Origin of the sequence: Pseudomonas sp. GZD-209 (assembly GCF_049310485.1) — a bacterium.
Lineage (GTDB): Bacteria > Pseudomonadota > Gammaproteobacteria > Pseudomonadales > Pseudomonadaceae > Aquipseudomonas > Aquipseudomonas sichuanensis.
In genome coordinates, this window is the sequence record NZ_JBMOWQ010000225.1 from 1 (window position 1) to 16,918 (window position 16,918).

The following is a 16,918-nucleotide window of genomic DNA, read 5'->3' on the forward strand; positions in this document are numbered from 1 at the left end:
AGCTTGTCGTTCTCCTGCAGCACCAGCTTGTTGCCGGTCTGGTAACGAATCTGCAGCGCGTCGCGCATGCCGATGTCGGCGTGCACCACGGTCGGCCGGCGATCCAGCCCTTCCACCGCTTGCCCCGCGATGCGTTTCCGCTGATCTGAATTCCGACCATTCGTTCTTTTTTTCGAACAGCCTATTGTCCAACACCCCAGCCCCCGCTTAGCATTCCGTTTGAGATTTCAAACGCTCAGCGCCCAGGCATCGAACACCCGGGTACACGAATTCCTGACGGCCGCCCCCGCATGGGGGCGCCTTTTCAACAATCAATAATTCGCGCCGCGCCGTGCCGCAGCGCAGTTAAGGGAAGCCGACATGCAGCTCAAAGACGCTCAGTTGTTCCGCCAGCAAGCCTTCATCAACGGTGAATGGCTGGATGCGGACAGCGGTCAGACCATCAAGGTGACCAACCCGGCCACCGGTGACGTGATCGGTACCGTGCCGAAGATGGGCGCCGCTGAAACCCGCCGCGCCATCGAGGCCGCCGACAAGGCGCTGCCGGCCTGGCGCGCACTGACCGCCAAAGAGCGTGCCGGCAAGCTGCGCCGCTGGTTCGAACTGATGATCGAGCACCAGGACGACCTGGCCCGCCTGATGACCACCGAGCAGGGCAAGCCGCTGGCCGAAGCCAAGGGCGAAATCGCCTATGCCGCTTCGTTCATCGAGTGGTTCGCCGAAGAAGCCAAGCGTGTCTACGGCGATGTCATCCCAGGCCACCAGCCCGACAAGCGCCTGATCGTCATCAAGCAGCCGATCGGCGTTACCGCGGCCATCACCCCGTGGAACTTCCCGGCCGCGATGATCACCCGTAAAGCCGGCCCGGCCCTGGCCGCCGGTTGCACCATGGTGCTCAAGCCTGCTTCGCAGACCCCGTACTCCGCCCTGGCCCTGGTCGAGCTGGCCACCCGTGCCGGCATCCCGGCTGGCGTGCTCAGCGTGATCACCGGCAGCGCCGGCGAAGTCGGCTCCGAGCTGACCGGCAACTCCCTGGTACGCAAGCTGTCCTTCACCGGCTCGACCGAAATCGGTCGCCAGCTGATGGAAGAATGCGCCAAGGACATCAAGAAGGTTTCCCTGGAGCTGGGCGGCAACGCGCCGTTCATCGTGTTCGACGACGCCGACCTGGACAAGGCGGTCGAAGGCGCGATCATCTCCAAGTACCGCAACAACGGCCAGACCTGCGTCTGCGCCAACCGTATCTACGTGCAGGACGGCGTCTACGAGGCGTTCGCCGAGAAGCTCAAGGCCGCTGTGGCCAAGCTGAAGATCGGTAACGGCCTGGAAGAAGGCACCACCACCGGCCCGCTGATCGACGGCAAGGCTGTCGCCAAGGTCCAGGAACACATCGAAGACGCCGTCTCCAAAGGCGCCAAGGTGCTGTCCGGTGGCAAGCTGATCGAAGGCAACTTCTTCGAGCCGACCATCCTGGTCGACGTGCCGAAGACTGCCGCTGTCGCTAAAGAAGAGACCTTCGGCCCGCTGGCGCCGCTGTTCCGCTTCAAGGACGAGGCCGAAGTCATCGCCATGTCCAACGACACCGAGTTCGGCCTGGCCTCGTACTTCTACGCCCGCGACATGAGCCGTGTGTTCCGTGTTGCCGAGGCCCTGGAATACGGCATGGTTGGTATCAACACCGGCCTGATCTCCAACGAAGTCGCGCCGTTCGGCGGTATCAAGGCCTCGGGCCTGGGCCGCGAAGGTTCCAAGTACGGCATCGAGGACTACCTCGAAATCAAATACCTGTGCATCAGCGTCTGATCGCTGACTGAAAGAGCAGTATTTACCTCTGCCAGCGGGGCGCGAGAGCGACGCCTCGCTGGTCTTTTTGACACCGCAGTACCTGGTGGCCAGGGCGTTCACGACAGTCGATCAACGAATACTGAACGTGAACACACCCAGCCACCCCCGAATAACAGCGCCGTCAGAGTCGGCGCGAATGAGGGCATTATGAGCAAGACCAACGAATCCTTGATGCAACGCCGTGTCGCCGCCGTCCCACGTGGCGTTGGCCAGATTCACCCGATCTTCGTCGATACCGCGAAGAACTCGACGGTGATCGACGTTGAAGGCCGCGAACTGATCGACTTCGCCGGCGGCATCGCAGTACTGAACACCGGCCACCTGCACCCGAAAGTGGTCGCGGCCGTGCAAGAGCAGCTGACCAAGGTCAGCCACACCTGCTTCCAGGTGCTGGCCTACGAGCCCTACGTCGAGCTGTGCGAGAAGATCAACAAGCTGGTCCCAGGTGACTTCGACAAGAAGACCCTGCTGGTCACCACCGGCTCGGAAGCTGTCGAAAACGCCGTCAAGATCGCCCGTGCCGCCACTGGCCGCGCTGGCGTGATCGCCTTCACCGGTGGTTACCACGGCCGTACCATGATGACCCTGGGCCTGACCGGCAAGGTCGTGCCGTACTCCGCTGGCATGGGCCTGATGCCGGGCGGCGTGTTCCGCGCCCTGTTCCCGAGCGAGCTGCACGGTGTCAGCGTTGACGACGCCATCGCTTCGGTCGAGCGCATCTTCAAGAACGACGCCGAGCCGCGCGACATCGCCGCGATCATCCTCGAGCCGGTACAAGGCGAAGGCGGCTTCCTGCCAGCGCCGAAAGAGCTGATGAAGCGCCTGCGCGCCCTGTGCGACCAGCACGGCATCCTGCTGATTGCCGACGAAGTGCAGACCGGCGCTGGCCGTACCGGCACCTTCTTCGCCATGGAGCAGATGGGTGTTGCGCCTGACCTGACCACCTTCGCCAAGTCCATCGCTGGCGGCTTCCCGCTGGCCGGTGTGTGCGGCAAGGCCGAGTACATGGACGCCATCGCCCCGGGCGGCCTGGGCGGCACCTATGCCGGTTCGCCGATCGCTTGCGCTGCGGCCCTGGCCGTGATCGAAGTGTTCGAGGAAGAGAAACTGCTGGATCGCAGCAAGGCTGTCGGCGAGCGCCTGACCGCTGGCCTGCGTGAAATCCAGAAGAAGCACCCGATCATCGGCGACGTCCGCGGTCTGGGTTCGATGATCGCTGTGGAAGTGTTCGAGAAGGGTACCCACACCCCGAACGCTGCCGCCGTTGGCCAGGTTGTCGCCAAGGCGCGTGACAAGGGCCTGATCCTGCTGTCCTGCGGTACCTACGGCAACGTCCTGCGCATCCTGGTGCCGCTGACCGCCGAAGACGCACTGCTGGACAAAGGCCTGGCGATCATCGAAGAGTGCTTCGCCGAACTCGCCTGAATGTGACACGCTTCAGAAAAAACCCGCCTAGGCGGGTTTTTTTTATGCCGTTTGTCGGTTTCAGGCGCTAAGGTTGTACGAGGATTCCGTGGAAGCTGCGAAGGATCGCGCGCCATTATCAGGAGACTCGCTCATGAGCGCCGCCGACCCTATCCCCCCTTGTGTCTTGATTGCCGAGGGCGACCCTTGGGTGCGTGACATGCTCAGCGAAATGCTGCTCAGCGTGCGTTGCGATGCACGCTTGCACGTCTGTGCCGATGGCCCCCAGGCGCTGAGCGCGCTGGCAACCAAGCCCGACCTGATCATCGCTGCCCGCGAACTCGCCGGGCTCGATGGCCTCGACCTGCTGCGCAAGGTGCGCAAGCAGGGCGAACAGTCGGGTATGCCGTTCATCCTCATGAGCAACCGCACCGATACCGCCAGCGTGCGCGAAGCGCTGCCACTGCACCCTACCGCCTACCTGAGCAAACCGCTCGACCTGGATAACCTGCGCAAACGCCTGGAAGACCTGCTGGTGCACGTCGGCGAGCAGATTGCCTGCCCGGTCCCGGCGCTGCCGCCGGGGCTCAAGCTGTCGGCCTTCCTCGAACAGCGCCGCGCTACTGCCGACGGCGGCCCGTTGTTCGCCGACGTGCAGGTGGCGATCAAGCGCGCCCTCAACCCCGAGGGCCTGAACCTCAAGGTGCTCGAGGAGGAGGTGCGCAACGACCCGCAGATCACCGGGGTGCTGATCGCCGCCGCCAACAGTGCCGCGATGCACCGCGATGCGCCGGTGCAGACGTTGATGCAAGCGCTGAACAAGCTCGGCAGCACCCAGAGCATGAACCTGATTCTGGGCCTGACCCTCAAGCGCAGTGCGCGCTTGAGCGACCCCTTGCTGGCGCGCCACGCTGCCCGTTACTGGGACTTTTCCCTGCACACCGCCGAGTACGGCCGCACCCTGGCACGCATGCTCGAGGTGGACGAAGGCCGTTGCTACTGCGCGGGGCTGTTGCATTGCCTGGGTGACCTGGCGGTGCTGCGTACCTTGCAGGAGTGGCGCCTGGCGGGCGGCGAACTGGATGAAGACCAGGTTCAGTTGTCGCTCAACGAATTCGGCGCGCCGTTCGGCTCGGCGCTGCGCACCCGCTGGCGCTTGCCGCTGAACCTGCGTGAGCTGATCGCTGCGGTGTATCAGTTGGGCGGCGGTGTTTACTCGCGGGAGATCCTGGCCATGAGCCTGGCCGGCCAGCTGGCGCGGCTCAGGCCCAGCGAAGGGCTGGAAAAGGTCGCCAGCGGCAAGACGGCGCGGTTGCTCAAGCTCGGGCTGCCGGAGTTGACGCGGTTGCGCAAGGTGGACCCCGAAGCGGTAGCCCGGGAGGAAGCTGAGCGCCTGGCGGCACAGGATGCTGAAAGTGAGCCGGAGGTTGATTTGCTGGTAACTCCCGCAGCAGATGCCGAGCCCGTGGACGGAGAAGAGCGCCAGGCCTGAGCCGCGTAGCGGTGTTGCATCAGACTTGGGATCGGTCCTACAGGTGTTGAGGACGTCCGTTGGTATCCATGGAAGTTCTTCAGGCGTAGTTTTCCTGCCACTCCACCAACGGAATGGCAGGAAGGTTGTGGCTGAGGATGAATACTTACAGGCATCGCGACCTGCGCTATCAGGTCTATCGTTCCAGGGCGCGAATACTCGCCCATGAAGCATTCTCCAATAGGTACTGCACGTCTGGTGCTGAGCTCGACGTTGAAAAGGTGCGTTTCGAGCCTATTGGAAGCATGGCGATCGAGGCTCTGCAGTCCTGGGGCAGGCAGACTCACCATTTTCCCTGGGAGGACGTTTCACGCTGGGCTGATCGAGATCTCAAGGGATTCGACGTTTCGTTGTGGTCTGAGCATGTGCTCTGCGGTCTCTGTTACGCCAGCCCCCGCAGAAGCAATCACTGCATCAAGATCATTCTGCTGGAGGGCAAACCAGGCCCGGAGAATCCATTGAGAGGCCTGGTGGCCTCGCTGTTGCTGTTTGCTGTTATTGAATACGCACGGATGCTCAGGTACTCGCAGATCGAGGTTCAACAACCCGATCCGGGTGTCGAATTTTTGTACTTATCCCTTGGTTTCGTACGTGATCCTGCCGGGCGTCTTGTGAAGCCGCTAGGGGCGACTGACGAACAAACCACTATCCAGATATCAGAGGTGCCCATGAACTATTCGACAAGTTCCAGGAAGGCAGCATTGATCAAGCGATACACTGCCGAAGCTGACGCCCTTGCGGGCGAAATCACCGACCAGCAGTGGCATATTCTCGATGTCGCGTTCAGGGAGGGCCGGGAGAAAGAGCCTGAAGGTGTGCTGGTCGGGCCACGTAGCGGCCGGATCGATTACGAGTGGCTCTTAGCCGTTACGAAATGAAATGAGCTACTTGCTGCACATTACGGGCGGGTAACCGGTCAGCCTTTTACGATCTGGTTCTTGCCCTGCCGCTTGGCGCGGTACATCGCCGCATCAGCTCTGGCGAACAGGCTGTCGAGCGTTTCGTCCTCATCGGTCAGCCCGGTCAGCCCCTGGCTAACGGTCACGCCGTAAGTCTGCTGCCCGTGGCTGAAACTCAGACACTGGATCTCCCGCTGCAGGCGCTCGGCGATCTGTTCGGCCATCTGCGCAGTGCAGCCGGGGAACACTGCGGCGAACTCTTCACCACCGATCCGCCCGAACTGATCGCCACGCCGTAGCACGGCCTTGCCGCTGTCGGCGATGCGCTGCAGTACCTGGTCGCCTTCCTGGTGCCCGTAACTGTCGTTGATCAGCTTGAAGTCATCGATGTCCAACAGCAGGAATGCCAGCGGCGTGCCATGTATCCGGGCATTGTCGAACGCCTGTTGGGCGCATTCGAAGAAGTGCCGGCGGTTGCTGCTTTGCGTGAGCACATCGGTGGTGGCCAGGCGATGCAACTCGCCTTCGAGCTGCTTCTTTTCGGTGATGTCCTCGGCGATGCCGACGATGATCACCCGCTGATCACCCTCACGCTGCTGGTTGATGTAGCACTTGTCGCTGACCCAGCGCACTTCGCCGGCGCCATTGAGGATGCGGTACTCGCGGTCCTCGACGGTACCCTTTACCAGCACCTGGGCCAGGCTGCGCTCGGCGTATTCGAGGTCGTCCGGGTAGATGGCGTCGCGCCACTCGTTGTAGTCGGCCAGCACCAGGCTGGCCGGGCGACCGAACAGGCGTTCGTAGGCCGGGCTGACATAGAGCACCTGGCGGGTTTCCCAGTCGAAGGCCCAGAGCACGGCGTTGACGCTGTCGAGCAACGATGAATAGAGCTGTTCGCGCTCGCTCAGGCGGGCCACTTCGCCTTGGGCATGCAGCAGGGCGAGCAGCGTCTGGGCCGCTTCGGGGCGGGGAGGGTCGGTAAACGTGGGCGGGAGGTCTTTGGCCATGTGCACGGAACGGTTCTCGACGTGGGGCGTGCGGCCACGAACCGGCCCGCCACGCGGACGATGTGCCGCGTTGGAGTGGTATCGGGGAGGGAAGTTCCGGGCGGCATGCCCCATTGCGGGGCATGCCGATCAACGGCTATCAGGTGCCTGTGGGGCGCAGCGAGTAGGTCTTGAGTTGGGCGGCGAAATCACGCAGTGACTGAATACCGCTGGCCTCGGCCTCGTGCACCCAGTCCTTCATGGCAGCGAGCATGTCGTGGCCGTTGGCGCTGGTGCGCGCCCAGATCTGCTGCAGCGCCAGGCGTTTCTCGTAGATGGTCTTGAGTGACTGGCTGTGCGCCAGCATCGATTCGATGCGCACGTGATGACGGTCCTGCAGCAAGCTGGTCTCACGCGACAGCAGGCGTTTGGCGCGGCGGAAGCGGTGGCGCATTGAGGCGTCGACCTTGCCCAGCTCCTGTTTCACCAAGGGGCCGATCACCAGCTTGCGGTACTGGGCCATGATCTGGAAACGGTTGTTGAGGATGGCCATGGCGGTGTCCATGTCCAGCGACGCTTTGCCCTCGACCCGATGGGCGATGGGCGCCACCCGCTGCACCTTGGCCAGGCGCAGCATGCTCAGCAGGCGGATCCACATCCAGCCCATGTCGAATTCCCAGCGGCGTACCGAGAGCTTGGCCGAGTTGGGGTAGGTGTGGTGATTGTTGTGCAGCTCTTCGCCGCCAATGATGATGCCCCAGGGCACCAGGTTGGTGGCGGCGTCGCGGCATTCGAAGTTGCGGTAACCCACCGCATGGCCGAGGCCGTTGACCACGCCGGCGGCCCAGAACGGAATCCACATCATCTGCACCGCCCAGATGGTGATGCCGATGGTGCCGAACAGCAGCAGGTCGATGACCGCCATCAGGGCGATGCCGCCGAGCTTGTAGCGCGTGTAGAGATTGCGTTCGATCCAGTCGTCCGGGCAGTTCTTGCCATAGATGCGCAGCGTCTCTTCGTTGCGCGCCTCTTCGCGATAGAGTTCGGCGCCCTTGCGCAGCACGGTACCCAGGCCCTTGTGCAGCGGGCTGTGCGGGTCGTCAGGGGTTTCGCACTTGGCGTGGTGCTTGCGGTGGATGGCGGTCCACTCGCGGGTGTTCTGCGCAGTGGTAAGCCACAGCCAGAAACGGAAGAAATGCTTGAGCCCCGCATTCAGCTCCAGCGCCCGGTGCGCAGAGTAGCGGTGCAGGTAGATGGTGACGCTGACGATGGTCACATGGGTCATCAGCAGGGTGACGGCGACCAGTTGCCAGGCCGACAGATCGAGCAAACCGTAGTACCACATAGCGGGAAAAACCCTCGCAAACACAGGGGAACAGCGCTGGCATTATCCCTTGGCAGGCAAATAAAACCAGTCGGCCTTTTTGATAGGAAGTCACAGGGTGTTTCAGCCTTTATAATGCCCCCTCATTTTCCATGGGCTCACCGACCCGACATGTCTGTTTCCGTTCGCGACGCCTTGCGTATGGCCGGGCTCTACCTGCTGCTTTCGATCCTCTGGCTGACGCTGTCGGAGCTGGTCTTGCAGAGCATGTCCGAGGACCCGCTGGCGCTGACCGTGGGCCGGCAGATCAATGTAGTGGTCTGGGTGTTGCTCAGTGCCTTGCTGATCTTCGTCTCGCGCGCCCGGCTGTTGAACTTCATCGGCATCGGTGCACGCCTGCGCAGCGAAGACCGCGAACGCCTGCGCATGGCCGCGGCGGTGTTCGACAGCACCCTCGAAGGCGTGCTGGTGACCGATCGCAACGGCCTGATCGTGCACGTCAACCGGGCCTTCATGCGCATCACCGGGTACCAGCAGGACGAGGTCATCGGCCAGCGCCCAAGCAAGTTCAAGTCTGGCCGCCATGGCGCGCCGTTCTACCAGCAGATCTACGCCGCGCTCAACGCCAAGGGCGAGTGGAGCGGCGAGATCTGGAACCGCCGCAAAAGCGGCGAGATCTACCCGCAATGGCAGACGATCTGCGCCATTTGCGACGACAGCGGCGAGCTCAGCCACTATGTGGCGGTGTTCAGCGACATCAGTGCGATCAAGCACACCGAGCAGGAGCTCGCCTACCTTGCCCATCACGACCCGCTGACCGGCCTGCCCAACCGTCTGTTGTTCAACGACCGTGCCGAGCAGGCGCTGGCTGCCGCGCAACTGAACAAACGCGGTTGCGCATTGCTGTTGCTCGACCTCGATCATTTCCAGAGCATCAACGACGGCCTTGGCCACACCATCGGTGACCAGTTGCTCAAGCTGGTGGGTGATCGCCTGCGCGAAGTGGTGGGCAGTGGCGTCACCCTGGCCCGCCTGGGCGGCGACGAATTCGGCGTGCTGGCCGAGAACTGCCAGCAGGTCGGCCAGGCCGGCAAGCTGGCGCAGAGCATCATCGAGCGCTTGCGTGAGCCCTTCACGTTTGATGACCACCGCCTGTTCATCAGTGCCAGCATCGGCATCAGCCTGTTCCCCAGCGATGCGCTGAGCGCCGAACAGCTGCTGCGCAACGCCGACTCGGCGCTGTTCAAGGCCAAGAGCAGTGGCCGCGCCTGCTACGCGCTGTACACCGAGGAACTGACCGCCCACGCCCAGCACCGGGTCGAGACCGCCGGCGAGTTGCGCCGGGCGCTGGAACAGGAGGAACTGCGGGTGTTCTTCCAGCCGGTGTACGACCTGTTCAACGCGAAGATGATCGGCGTCGAAGCGCTGGTGCGCTGGCAGCATCCCCAGCGGGGCCTGGTACCGCCGGGGGAGTTCATCCCGATTGCCGAGCGCACCGGGCTGATCGCCGAGATCGATGCCTGGGTGTTGCGCCAGGCCTGTCGGCAGATGGTGCAGTGGCAGCAGGACGGCCGGGTGCTGGCGTTCGTCGCCGTCAACATTTCCAGCCGCCTGTTCAGCCAGCGCGAGCTGTACCGGCAGGTGGCCGATGTGCTGCACGACACCGGCCTCGACCCGTCGTTGCTGGAGCTGGAAGTCACCGAAAGCGCGGTGATGGAAGACCCGGAAGTGGCGCTGGAGCAGCTGCACCGCCTGCGCGAGCTGGGGCTGACCCTGGCCATCGACGATTTCGGCACCGGCTACTCTTCGTTGCTGCGCCTCAAGCGCCTGCCGGTGCAGAAACTGAAGATCGACCAGGGCTTCGTCGCGGGCCTGCCCTTCGACGATGACGACATTGCCATCGTGCGGGTGATCATCGCCCTGGCGCGCAGCATGGGCATGCAGGTGCATGCCGAAGGCATCGAGCAGGCCGAGCAGGCGCGCTTCCTGCTGGAGCAGCAGTGCCAGCTGGGGCAAGGGTACTGGTTCGGGCGGCCGGTGCCGGCGGCAGAGCTGCACTGGGGCTGAGATCGTATCGGGGGGGGGGGGGGAGGGGGGGAGGGCGGGGGGGGGGGGGGGGGTTCTCTCCCCCCCCCGCGATGGGCTCAACGCTTGTTCAAACCCTTGGCCAAGCGGTCCCCGCCCAGCTGAATCAGCGCCACCAGCGCCACCAGCATGACGATCACCGTCAGCATGATCTGGCTGTCGAAGCGCTGATAGCCATAGCGGTAGGCGATATCCCCCAGCCCCCCCGCACCGATCGCCCCGGCCATGGCCGACGAGTTGATCAGCGTCACCAGGGTGATGGTGAAACCGCCGACGATCCCCGGCAGCGCCTCGGGCAGCAGCACATGCCAGACGATGTGCCAGCGCCGGCAGCCCATGGCCTGGGCCGCTTCGATCAGGCCATGGTCGACCTCGCGCAGGCTGACCTCGGCAATCCGTGCGAAGAACGGCGTGGCGGCGATGGTCAGCGGCACCACGGCCGCCCACACGCCGTAGGTGGTGCCGACCACCAGGCGGGTGAAGGGGATCAGCGCGACCATCAGGATCAGGAACGGGATCGAGCGGAACAGGTTGACGATGGCGCCCAGCACCCGGTTGAGCGCCGGCGCCTCGAAGATCCCGCCCTTGTCGCTGGTGACCAGCAGCACCGCCATCGGCACCCCCACGAGCAGCGCCACCAGCGAGGACACGCCGACCATCAGCAGGGTGTCGAGCAAGCCTTGCAGCAGGCGATCAATCCACATGGCCCAGTACCTCCACATCCGCAGCCCAGCGGCGGGCGCGCTCGAGCAATTGATGAGTGTCCAGCGGTGAGCCGCGCACGGCCAGGATCAACTGGCCCAGGGCATGCTCGCCGATGGTTTCGACGCCGCCCTGGAGCAGGCGCACGCGGCCACCCAGGTCGCTGAACAGCGTGCTCAGCTCCGGTTCACCGACTAGCTGCAGGCGCAGCACCACGGCCGAATCGCGGCTGGCCGGGCTGGCCCGCAGGCTGGCCTGCAAGGCGGCGGGCAGGCGCGTCTGCAAGGGCGCGAGCAAGGTGCGGGTGACCTCGTGGCGTGGCGCCCCGAACACCTGCCACACCTCGCCCTGCTCGACCACTTCGCCGCGCTCGAGCACCACCACGCGCTGGCAGATATCGCGGATGACCGCCATCTCATGGGTGATCAGCACCACGGTCAGGCCCAGCCGCTGGTTGATGTCGCGCAGCAGTTCGAGGATCGATGCGGTGGTTTCCGGGTCGAGCGCCGAGGTGGCTTCGTCGCACAGCAGGATTTCGGGGTCGTGCACCAGCGCCCGGGCGATGCCGACCCGCTGCTTCTGCCCGCCGGACAGCTGCGCCGGGTAGACGTGGTGTTTTTCCGCCAGCCCCACCAGCTCCAGCAGCTCACGCACCTTGCGCTGGCGCTCGGGCTTGCTCACACCGGCCACCTTCAACGGCAGCTCGACGTTCTGCCACACGGTCTTGGCCGACATCAGGTTGAAGTGCTGGAAGATCATGCCGATGCGCCGGCGCAGGGCCACCAGGCGGTCTTCGTCGAAAGGCGCGATGTCCACCTGGTCGATCAGCACCCGGCCCTGGCTTGGCTGCTCCAGGCGGTTGATGGTGCGCAGCAGCGACGACTTGCCGGCGCCGCTGCGGCCGATGATGCCGAAGATCTCGCCACGGCGGATGTTCAGGTCGATGCCTTGCAGCGCCGGTTGCGCCTGGCCCGGGTAGGTCTTGCCCAGGCCGATGAAGCGCACATGGGCCTGGTTCACCTCCGGGCGCAGCACTTGTTCAGGTGCCTTGAGCGGCACTGGCTGCGAGGGAAGCGCCCTGAGGGCGCTGGCCTGGCTCATGTCAGCCTTCCCAGCCGGCCTGGTACAGCTTGCCATGGGCCTTGTCCAGGGCTGCGCGCACGGCGGGCGAGTGTTGATAGATGTCGACGAACTTGGCCAGGCGCGGGTCGTTCTTCTCCTGCGGGCGGATGACGAACTGGATCACGTATTCCTTGTTTTCCAGGCCGTCGAACAGCAGCGCCGAGGTGGCGTCGAAGGTGTTGGCCAGGCGGATATAGGCCGGGTAGCCCTGTACCAGGTCGGCGTCATCGTAGGCGCGCACCAGCTGCACGGCCTCGACCTGGAGAATTCTGATCTTCTTCGGGTTGGCGATGATGTCGTCTTCGGTGGCCTTGTAGCCCACGCCCGGCTTGAGGGTGATCAGCCCGGCCTTGGCCAGCAGCTGCAGGCCACGGCCGCTGTTGATCGGGTCGTTGGCGATGGCCACGCTGGCGCCTTCGGGCAGTTCGGCGAAGCTCTTGTACTTTTTCGAGTACAGGCCGACGTTGTTGATGATCCCCGGTGCGTAGGGCACCAGGTTGAAGCCGGCGGCGGCCTTGGCGTTTTCCAGGAAGGGGATGTGCTGGAAGTAGTTCACGTCGATGTCGCCGCTGTTGAGGCTGACATTGGGCGCGATCCAGTCGCTGAACTCGATCAGCTTCACTTCCAGGCCTTGTTTATGGGCTTCAGCCACCGCCGCTTCCAGCGGGATGGCGAAGGCGGCGGTGGTGCCGATCTTCAGTGGTTCGGCGGCGAAGGCGGCGGCGGACAGGCCGAGGCCCAGGGCGATGGCCGCGACGGGCCGGAACAGTTTCTCAAGCATGGTGCAGGGCTCCAGTCGGGGCAGGGGTGTGGGTGTTGCGGTAGGTGGATCCGGGGTGGTCGGCGGGCAGGTGCGGGTGGTCGCTGGCGAACAGCTTCTCGCGCAGGGTGCCTTCGGCGTACGCGGTCTTGTAGCGGCCACGGCGCTGCAGTTCGGGTACTACCAGGTCGATGAAGGCCTCGAAGCTTTCCGGGGTGACGGTGCGTGTCAGGTTGAAACCGTCCAGGCCGGTGTCGTCGAGCCAGCCGATCAGTTGCTCGGCGACCTGTTCGGGGTTGCCGACCAGGGTGACGTAGCGCCCGCCCAGGGCGTGCTGCTCCAGCAGGCGGCGGCGGGTCCAGGCGCTGTCTTGCAGCTGGCGAGTGGCGGACTGGATGGCATTGCCCTTGGCGAAGCCGATCGGCTCGTCCAGCCCGTAGCGCGAGAAGTCGATACCGGTGGAGCTGGCGAAGTGCGCCACGCCGGCCTCGGGGCTGGCGTAGTGCAGGTACTCGGCGTGCAGGGCGCGGGCTTCGTCCTCGGTTGCGGCAACGATCACGCTGATGCCCATGAACACCTTGACCGCCTGCGGGTCGCGACCAGCGGCCTGCGCCGCTGCACGCACCTTGTCGACCTGGGCGCGGGTGGCGGCCTTGTCCTGGCCGCTGATGAACACGCACTCGGCATGGTTGCCGGCAAAGGCCAGGCCACGTGCCGAACTGCCGGCCTGGAACAGCACCGGGGTGCGCTGCGGCGAGGGTTCGCACAGGTGGTAGCCCTCGACGTCGTAGAACTCACCGTGGTGGATGACCTTGTGCACCTTGTCCGGGCGCGCATACACACGCTGCGCGCGGTCGGCGACCACGGCATCGTCGTCCCAGCTGCCCTCGAGCAGTTTGTACAGCACCTGCAGGTACTCGTCGGCCTGGTCGTAGCGGCGGTCGTGCTCGGGTTGCTGTTCCAGCCCCATGGCCCGGGCGGCGCTGTCGAGGTAGCCGGTGACGATGTTCCAGCCGACTCGGCCGTTGCTCAGGTGGTCGAGGGTGGAGAGGCGCCGGGCGAACAGGTAGGGCGCTTCATAGGTCAGGTTGGCGGTAAGGCCGAAGCCCAGATGCCGGGTTGCCGATGCCATGGCCGAGACCAGCAGCAGCGGGTCGTTGACCGGCAGCTGGATAGACTCCTTGAGTGTCACGTCCAGCGACTGGCCGTACACGTCGTAGGTGCCGACGATATCGGCGATGAACAGCCCGTCGAACAGCCCGCGCTCCAGCAGGCGGGCCAGGTTGGTCCAGTAGTCGAGGGTCTTGTACTGGGTCGAGGTGTCCCGCGGGTGGGTCCACAGGCCGTGGTTGATGTGCCCGATGCAGTTCATGTTGAACGCATTGAGCAGGATCTGCTTGGCCATCAGATGGTCCCCCGACGCGGCGGCTTCTCGTCGTTGAGGTAGAAGTTGCCGATGGCGTGGTACTTCCAGCGCACCGGGTCGTGCAGGGTGTGCACCCGGGCGTTGCGCCAGTGACGATCGAGGTTGTGCTCGGCCAGGGTGGCCTGGCTGCCGGCCAGTTCGAACAGGGTGGTGCCGGCGGCCAGCGAGATTTCGGTGCTGATCGCCCGCGCCTCGGCCACGGCAATCGAGGCTGCGGCGAGGGTGTCGGCGGTGCTGTCGGCCTGGGCGATGTCGAGGATTTCGCCGGCACGCTCCAGCAGCGCTTCGGCGGCGTGCAGGCGGATCGCCAGGTGGCCGAAGCTCTTCAGCGTCAGTGGGTCGTCGCTGGCCTTGTCGACACCCGAGTCGACCCACGGCCGGCTGCGGCTGCGCACGAAGTGCAGGGCGTCTTCGAAGGCGGCGCGGGCGATGCCGGTGTCGATGGCCGCGTGGAGAATCTGTGCCAGCGGGCCGACCGTGGTCGGGCGCTCGAAGGCGCTGCCGAACGGCACCACGTCTTCGGCGCGTACCGGCACGTTGTCGAACACCACCGAGCCGCTGCCGGTGGTGCGTTGGCCGAAGCCGCTCCAGTCGTCGATCACTTCGATGCCCTGGCTGTCGGCGGGCACGAACGCCAGGTGCTGCACGTCCTGTTCGTCGATCACCAGCGTCGGGATGCGTTGCGCATAAATGGCGCCGGTGCAGTAGAACTTGCGGCCGTTGATGCGGTAATGCTCGCCATCGCGGGTCAGGCGCGTGGTGCGTTCGTGGGCGTTCTTGGTGCCGATTTCGGCCAGGGCATTGCCGAAGCGGCGGCCGGCGAGGACTTCGGCATACAGCCGTTTCTGTTGCTCCGGGGTGCCGTTCACCCGCAGCACTTCGAGGGCGTAGAAGTGGTTCTGCGGGATCTGCCCGATCGAGGCGTCGGCCTGGGCGATGCGCGCCACGACCTTGGCCAGGGTGGCACTGGACACGCCGGCGCCGCCAAAGGCCTTGGGCACGCTGATGCCCCATAGGCCGGTGTGCACGAAGCGTTCGAGTTCGGCGTGGGGCAGGCGGCGTTCGCGGTCGCGCACGGCGCTGTCCTGGCGCAGGTGGTGGGCGAGTTCTTCGGCGACGGCCAGGGCCTGGGCGTCGCTGGTGATGAGGGATGCAGTCATGGTGCTCTCCGAAGGCCTCATCGCGGGGGGGGGGAGAACACCCACACCAAAAAAACAAGAAGGGCGCTACAACACAAGGCCCCTCACCCCCCCCCCCCCCCCTCTCACTCCTTCCTCCCCCCCCCCCCCCCGCGATGGGCCGAAAATCAGATCCAGGAATGGCGGGCTGGCAGGGTGCCGTTGAGGTAGTAGGCGCCGACCGCGTGGTACTTCCAGCGCACCGGGTCGTGCAGGGTGTGCACCCGGGCGTTGCGCCAGTGCCGGTCGAGGTTGTACTCGGCCAGGCTCGCGCGGCTGCCGGCCAGCTCGAACAGCTTCTCGCTGGCCTGCAACGAAATCTCGGTGGTGAGCACCTTGGCCTCGGCCACCGCGATCGAGGCCCGCGCAGCGGCGGCATCGTCGATGGGGCCGGCGTTGACTTCGTCGAGCACCTTGGCGGCCCTGCGCAGCAGCGCTTCGGCGGCATGCAGGTCGAGCTTCAGGCGGCCGATGTCGGCGATCACATAAGGGTCGTCGCTGTTGCGCTCGACCTTGGCTTCGATCCACGGCCGCGACTTCTCGCGCACGAAAGTGATCGCGTCCTCGATCGCCGCTTCGGCGATACCGGCGTCGATGGCCGCCTGGATCAGTTGCGAGGCCGCGCCCTGGATGTTCGGTACATCGCGCTGGCGCCAGTTATCCACAACCAGGTCGGCGTCCACCGGCACCTGTTCCAGCAGCACGGTGCCGCTGGCGGTGGTGCGTTGGCCAAAGCCCGACCAGTCGTCGATGATGCGCAAGCCGCGGCTGCCACGGCGCACGAATGCAAGGCGCTGGCGGCCTTCGTCGTCCAGCGCCTTGACCGCCACCCAGTGGGCGTACAGGGCGCCGGTGGAGTAGAACTTTTCGCCGCTGATGCTGAAGTCGTCGCCCTTGCGGGTGATGCGCGCCTTGAGCGTCAGGGTGTCCTTGGTGCCGCGCTCCGGCCCGGCATTGCCGATGCGCCAGCCGTCGAGCACGGCGCGGAAGATCCGCTGTTTCTGCGCCTCGGTGGCGGTCAGGCGCACCAGCTGCAGGATGCCGAACTGGTTCTGCGGGATCTGCCCCAGCGCCGGGTCTGCGGCGCTGATCAGGCGGAACACTTCGGCGATGGTCACGAACGACACTTCCGGGCCGCCGTAGGCCTTGGGGATGCTGATGCTGCCCAGGCCGCTGCGGGTGAACTGTTCGATCTCGGCCCACGGCAGCTTGCGCTGCTGGTCGCGGCTGGCGGCGTTGTGGCGGGCCACGTCGGCCAGTTCACGGGCGGCCTGCAGGGCCTCCTGGTCGCTTTGCAGCACCTTGGCGGGCAGCAGCAGGGGCGAGCTGTCGGTGTCGCTGTGCGATTGGGTAGTTGGCTGGCTGGACATCAGTACCGCTCCTTGGCTGCACTCAATGCCCTGGCGTTGGCCACTGGGGTGATTGTGATCCTGACCATTCCTTACCTCACAAAAGTTGACTGTGCCGCCTCGGGGTGAGGTCGGCAGACGTTTGCTGGTCCGGTGGTCCGGTCTATATACCCTATTCGTTTGTAAAATCTTTATGAACTAACGTTTGGGAATATCAATAGAAGAACTCAGGGGTCGAAAAAAATCGCGGGGGAAGAACACTCCCCCCCCCCCCCCCACAACAAACATACGGGCGGGCTTTTCCCCC

At 64.8% G+C, this 16,918-nt stretch carries 13 protein-coding genes and 1 pseudogene; 5 read left to right on the top strand and 9 right to left on the bottom strand.

Annotated features, from left to right (window positions below; translation table 11 throughout):
• Nucleotides 1-125 (bottom strand): annotated as a pseudogene (locus ACO6VM_RS22745) (choline ABC transporter ATP-binding protein); the annotation flags it as partial.
• Nucleotides 126-360: 235 nt separating this feature from the next.
• On the opposite strand from ACO6VM_RS22745, the gene gabD reads away from it, so the two are divergent.
• The 4 genes from gabD to ACO6VM_RS22765 all read left to right on the top strand — a co-directional run bounded on the left by gabD (nucleotide 361) and on the right by ACO6VM_RS22765 (nucleotide 5,658).
• Nucleotides 361-1,803, top strand: coding sequence for an NADP-dependent succinate-semialdehyde dehydrogenase (gene gabD, locus ACO6VM_RS22750; protein ID WP_401055784.1), 1,443 nt, complete (start codon nucleotides 361-363; stop codon nucleotides 1,801-1,803).
• Nucleotides 1,804-1,992: 189 nt separating this feature from the next.
• Nucleotides 1,993-3,270, top strand: coding sequence for a 4-aminobutyrate--2-oxoglutarate transaminase (gene gabT, locus ACO6VM_RS22755; RefSeq protein WP_153785452.1), 1,278 nt, complete (start codon nucleotides 1,993-1,995; stop codon nucleotides 3,268-3,270).
• 133 nt (nucleotides 3,271-3,403) lie between these two features.
• A complete protein-coding gene (locus ACO6VM_RS22760) occupies nucleotides 3,404-4,741 on the top strand; it encodes an HDOD domain-containing protein (RefSeq protein ID WP_401055782.1) in 1,338 nt (445 codons plus the stop codon).
• A 137-nt stretch (nucleotides 4,742-4,878) separates the two neighbouring features.
• Nucleotides 4,879-5,658, top strand: coding sequence for a hypothetical protein (locus tag ACO6VM_RS22765; RefSeq protein ID WP_401055780.1), 780 nt, complete (start codon nucleotides 4,879-4,881; stop codon nucleotides 5,656-5,658).
• Between the two features lie 38 nt (nucleotides 5,659-5,696).
• On the opposite strand, the gene ACO6VM_RS22770 is transcribed toward ACO6VM_RS22765, so the two are convergent.
• Together ACO6VM_RS22770 and desA are read right to left on the bottom strand one after the other, a co-directional pair.
• The gene (locus ACO6VM_RS22770; protein WP_125861025.1) at nucleotides 5,697-6,686 is read right to left on the bottom strand and encodes a GGDEF domain-containing protein; all 990 of its coding nucleotides are present in this window, start codon (nucleotides 6,684-6,686) and stop codon (nucleotides 5,697-5,699) included.
• A 139-nt stretch (nucleotides 6,687-6,825) separates the two neighbouring features.
• Nucleotides 6,826-8,010 (bottom strand): delta-9 fatty acid desaturase DesA, encoded by a 1,185-nt coding sequence (gene desA, locus ACO6VM_RS22775; RefSeq protein ID WP_401055778.1) that lies wholly within the window; start codon nucleotides 8,008-8,010, stop codon nucleotides 6,826-6,828.
• Nucleotides 8,011-8,160: 150 nt separating this feature from the next.
• Between desA and dibA the strand changes: the two genes are divergently transcribed.
• Entirely contained in the window at nucleotides 8,161-10,056 is a 1,896-nt protein-coding gene (gene dibA, locus ACO6VM_RS22780; protein WP_422403849.1) for a phosphodiesterase DibA, read from the top strand.
• A 77-nt stretch (nucleotides 10,057-10,133) separates the two neighbouring features.
• Here dibA and ACO6VM_RS22785 read toward each other — a convergent pair whose 3' ends face one another.
• From ACO6VM_RS22785 to ACO6VM_RS22810, 6 genes are all read right to left on the bottom strand, one after another.
• The gene (locus ACO6VM_RS22785) at nucleotides 10,134-10,778 is read right to left on the bottom strand and encodes a methionine ABC transporter permease (RefSeq protein ID WP_186731846.1); all 645 of its coding nucleotides are present in this window, start codon (nucleotides 10,776-10,778) and stop codon (nucleotides 10,134-10,136) included.
• On the bottom strand, nucleotides 10,768-11,877 hold the full coding sequence (locus ACO6VM_RS22790; RefSeq protein ID WP_422403850.1) for a methionine ABC transporter ATP-binding protein: 1,110 nt from the start codon (nucleotides 11,875-11,877) through the stop codon (nucleotides 10,768-10,770). The genes ACO6VM_RS22785 and ACO6VM_RS22790 overlap by 11 nt, the downstream gene beginning before the upstream one ends.
• Nucleotide 11,878: 1 nt before the next feature.
• The gene (locus ACO6VM_RS22795; protein WP_347151248.1) at nucleotides 11,879-12,679 is read right to left on the bottom strand and encodes a MetQ/NlpA family ABC transporter substrate-binding protein; all 801 of its coding nucleotides are present in this window, start codon (nucleotides 12,677-12,679) and stop codon (nucleotides 11,879-11,881) included.
• On the bottom strand, nucleotides 12,672-14,063 hold the full coding sequence (locus tag ACO6VM_RS22800) for an LLM class flavin-dependent oxidoreductase (RefSeq protein ID WP_422403851.1): 1,392 nt from the start codon (nucleotides 14,061-14,063) through the stop codon (nucleotides 12,672-12,674). Before ACO6VM_RS22800 ends, ACO6VM_RS22795 begins: the two co-directional genes overlap by 8 nt.
• Nucleotides 14,063-15,244 (bottom strand): SfnB family sulfur acquisition oxidoreductase, encoded by a 1,182-nt coding sequence (locus ACO6VM_RS22805; RefSeq protein ID WP_401055770.1) that lies wholly within the window; start codon nucleotides 15,242-15,244, stop codon nucleotides 14,063-14,065. The genes ACO6VM_RS22800 and ACO6VM_RS22805 overlap by 1 nt, the downstream gene beginning before the upstream one ends.
• 146 nt (nucleotides 15,245-15,390) lie before the next feature.
• On the bottom strand, nucleotides 15,391-16,632 hold the full coding sequence (locus ACO6VM_RS22810) for an SfnB family sulfur acquisition oxidoreductase (RefSeq protein WP_347151246.1): 1,242 nt from the start codon (nucleotides 16,630-16,632) through the stop codon (nucleotides 15,391-15,393).
• Nucleotides 16,633-16,918: the final 286 nt, after the last annotated feature.

Excerpts from the sequence above, each read along its gene's own strand:
- gabD (WP_401055784.1), top strand. The coding sequence starts at position 361 with ATGCAGCTCAAAGACGCTCAGTTGTTCCGCCAGCAAGCCTTCATCAAC.
- gabT (WP_153785452.1), top strand. The coding sequence starts at position 1,993 with ATGAGCAAGACCAACGAATCCTTGATGCAACGCCGTGTCGCCGCCGTC.
- ACO6VM_RS22760 (WP_401055782.1), top strand. The coding sequence starts at position 3,404 with ATGAGCGCCGCCGACCCTATCCCCCCTTGTGTCTTGATTGCCGAGGGC.
- ACO6VM_RS22765 (WP_401055780.1), top strand. The coding sequence starts at position 4,879 with ATGAATACTTACAGGCATCGCGACCTGCGCTATCAGGTCTATCGTTCC.
- ACO6VM_RS22770 (WP_125861025.1), bottom strand. The coding sequence starts at position 6,686 with ATGGCCAAAGACCTCCCGCCCACGTTTACCGACCCTCCCCGCCCCGAA.
- desA (WP_401055778.1), bottom strand. The coding sequence starts at position 8,010 with ATGTGGTACTACGGTTTGCTCGATCTGTCGGCCTGGCAACTGGTCGCC.
- dibA (WP_422403849.1), top strand. The coding sequence starts at position 8,161 with ATGTCTGTTTCCGTTCGCGACGCCTTGCGTATGGCCGGGCTCTACCTG.
- ACO6VM_RS22785 (WP_186731846.1), bottom strand. The coding sequence starts at position 10,778 with ATGTGGATTGATCGCCTGCTGCAAGGCTTGCTCGACACCCTGCTGATG.
- ACO6VM_RS22790 (WP_422403850.1), bottom strand. The coding sequence starts at position 11,877 with ATGAGCCAGGCCAGCGCCCTCAGGGCGCTTCCCTCGCAGCCAGTGCCG.
- ACO6VM_RS22795 (WP_347151248.1), bottom strand. The coding sequence starts at position 12,679 with ATGCTTGAGAAACTGTTCCGGCCCGTCGCGGCCATCGCCCTGGGCCTC.
- ACO6VM_RS22800 (WP_422403851.1), bottom strand. The coding sequence starts at position 14,063 with ATGGCCAAGCAGATCCTGCTCAATGCGTTCAACATGAACTGCATCGGG.
- ACO6VM_RS22805 (WP_401055770.1), bottom strand. The coding sequence starts at position 15,244 with ATGACTGCATCCCTCATCACCAGCGACGCCCAGGCCCTGGCCGTCGCC.
- ACO6VM_RS22810 (WP_347151246.1), bottom strand. The coding sequence starts at position 16,632 with ATGTCCAGCCAGCCAACTACCCAATCGCACAGCGACACCGACAGCTCG.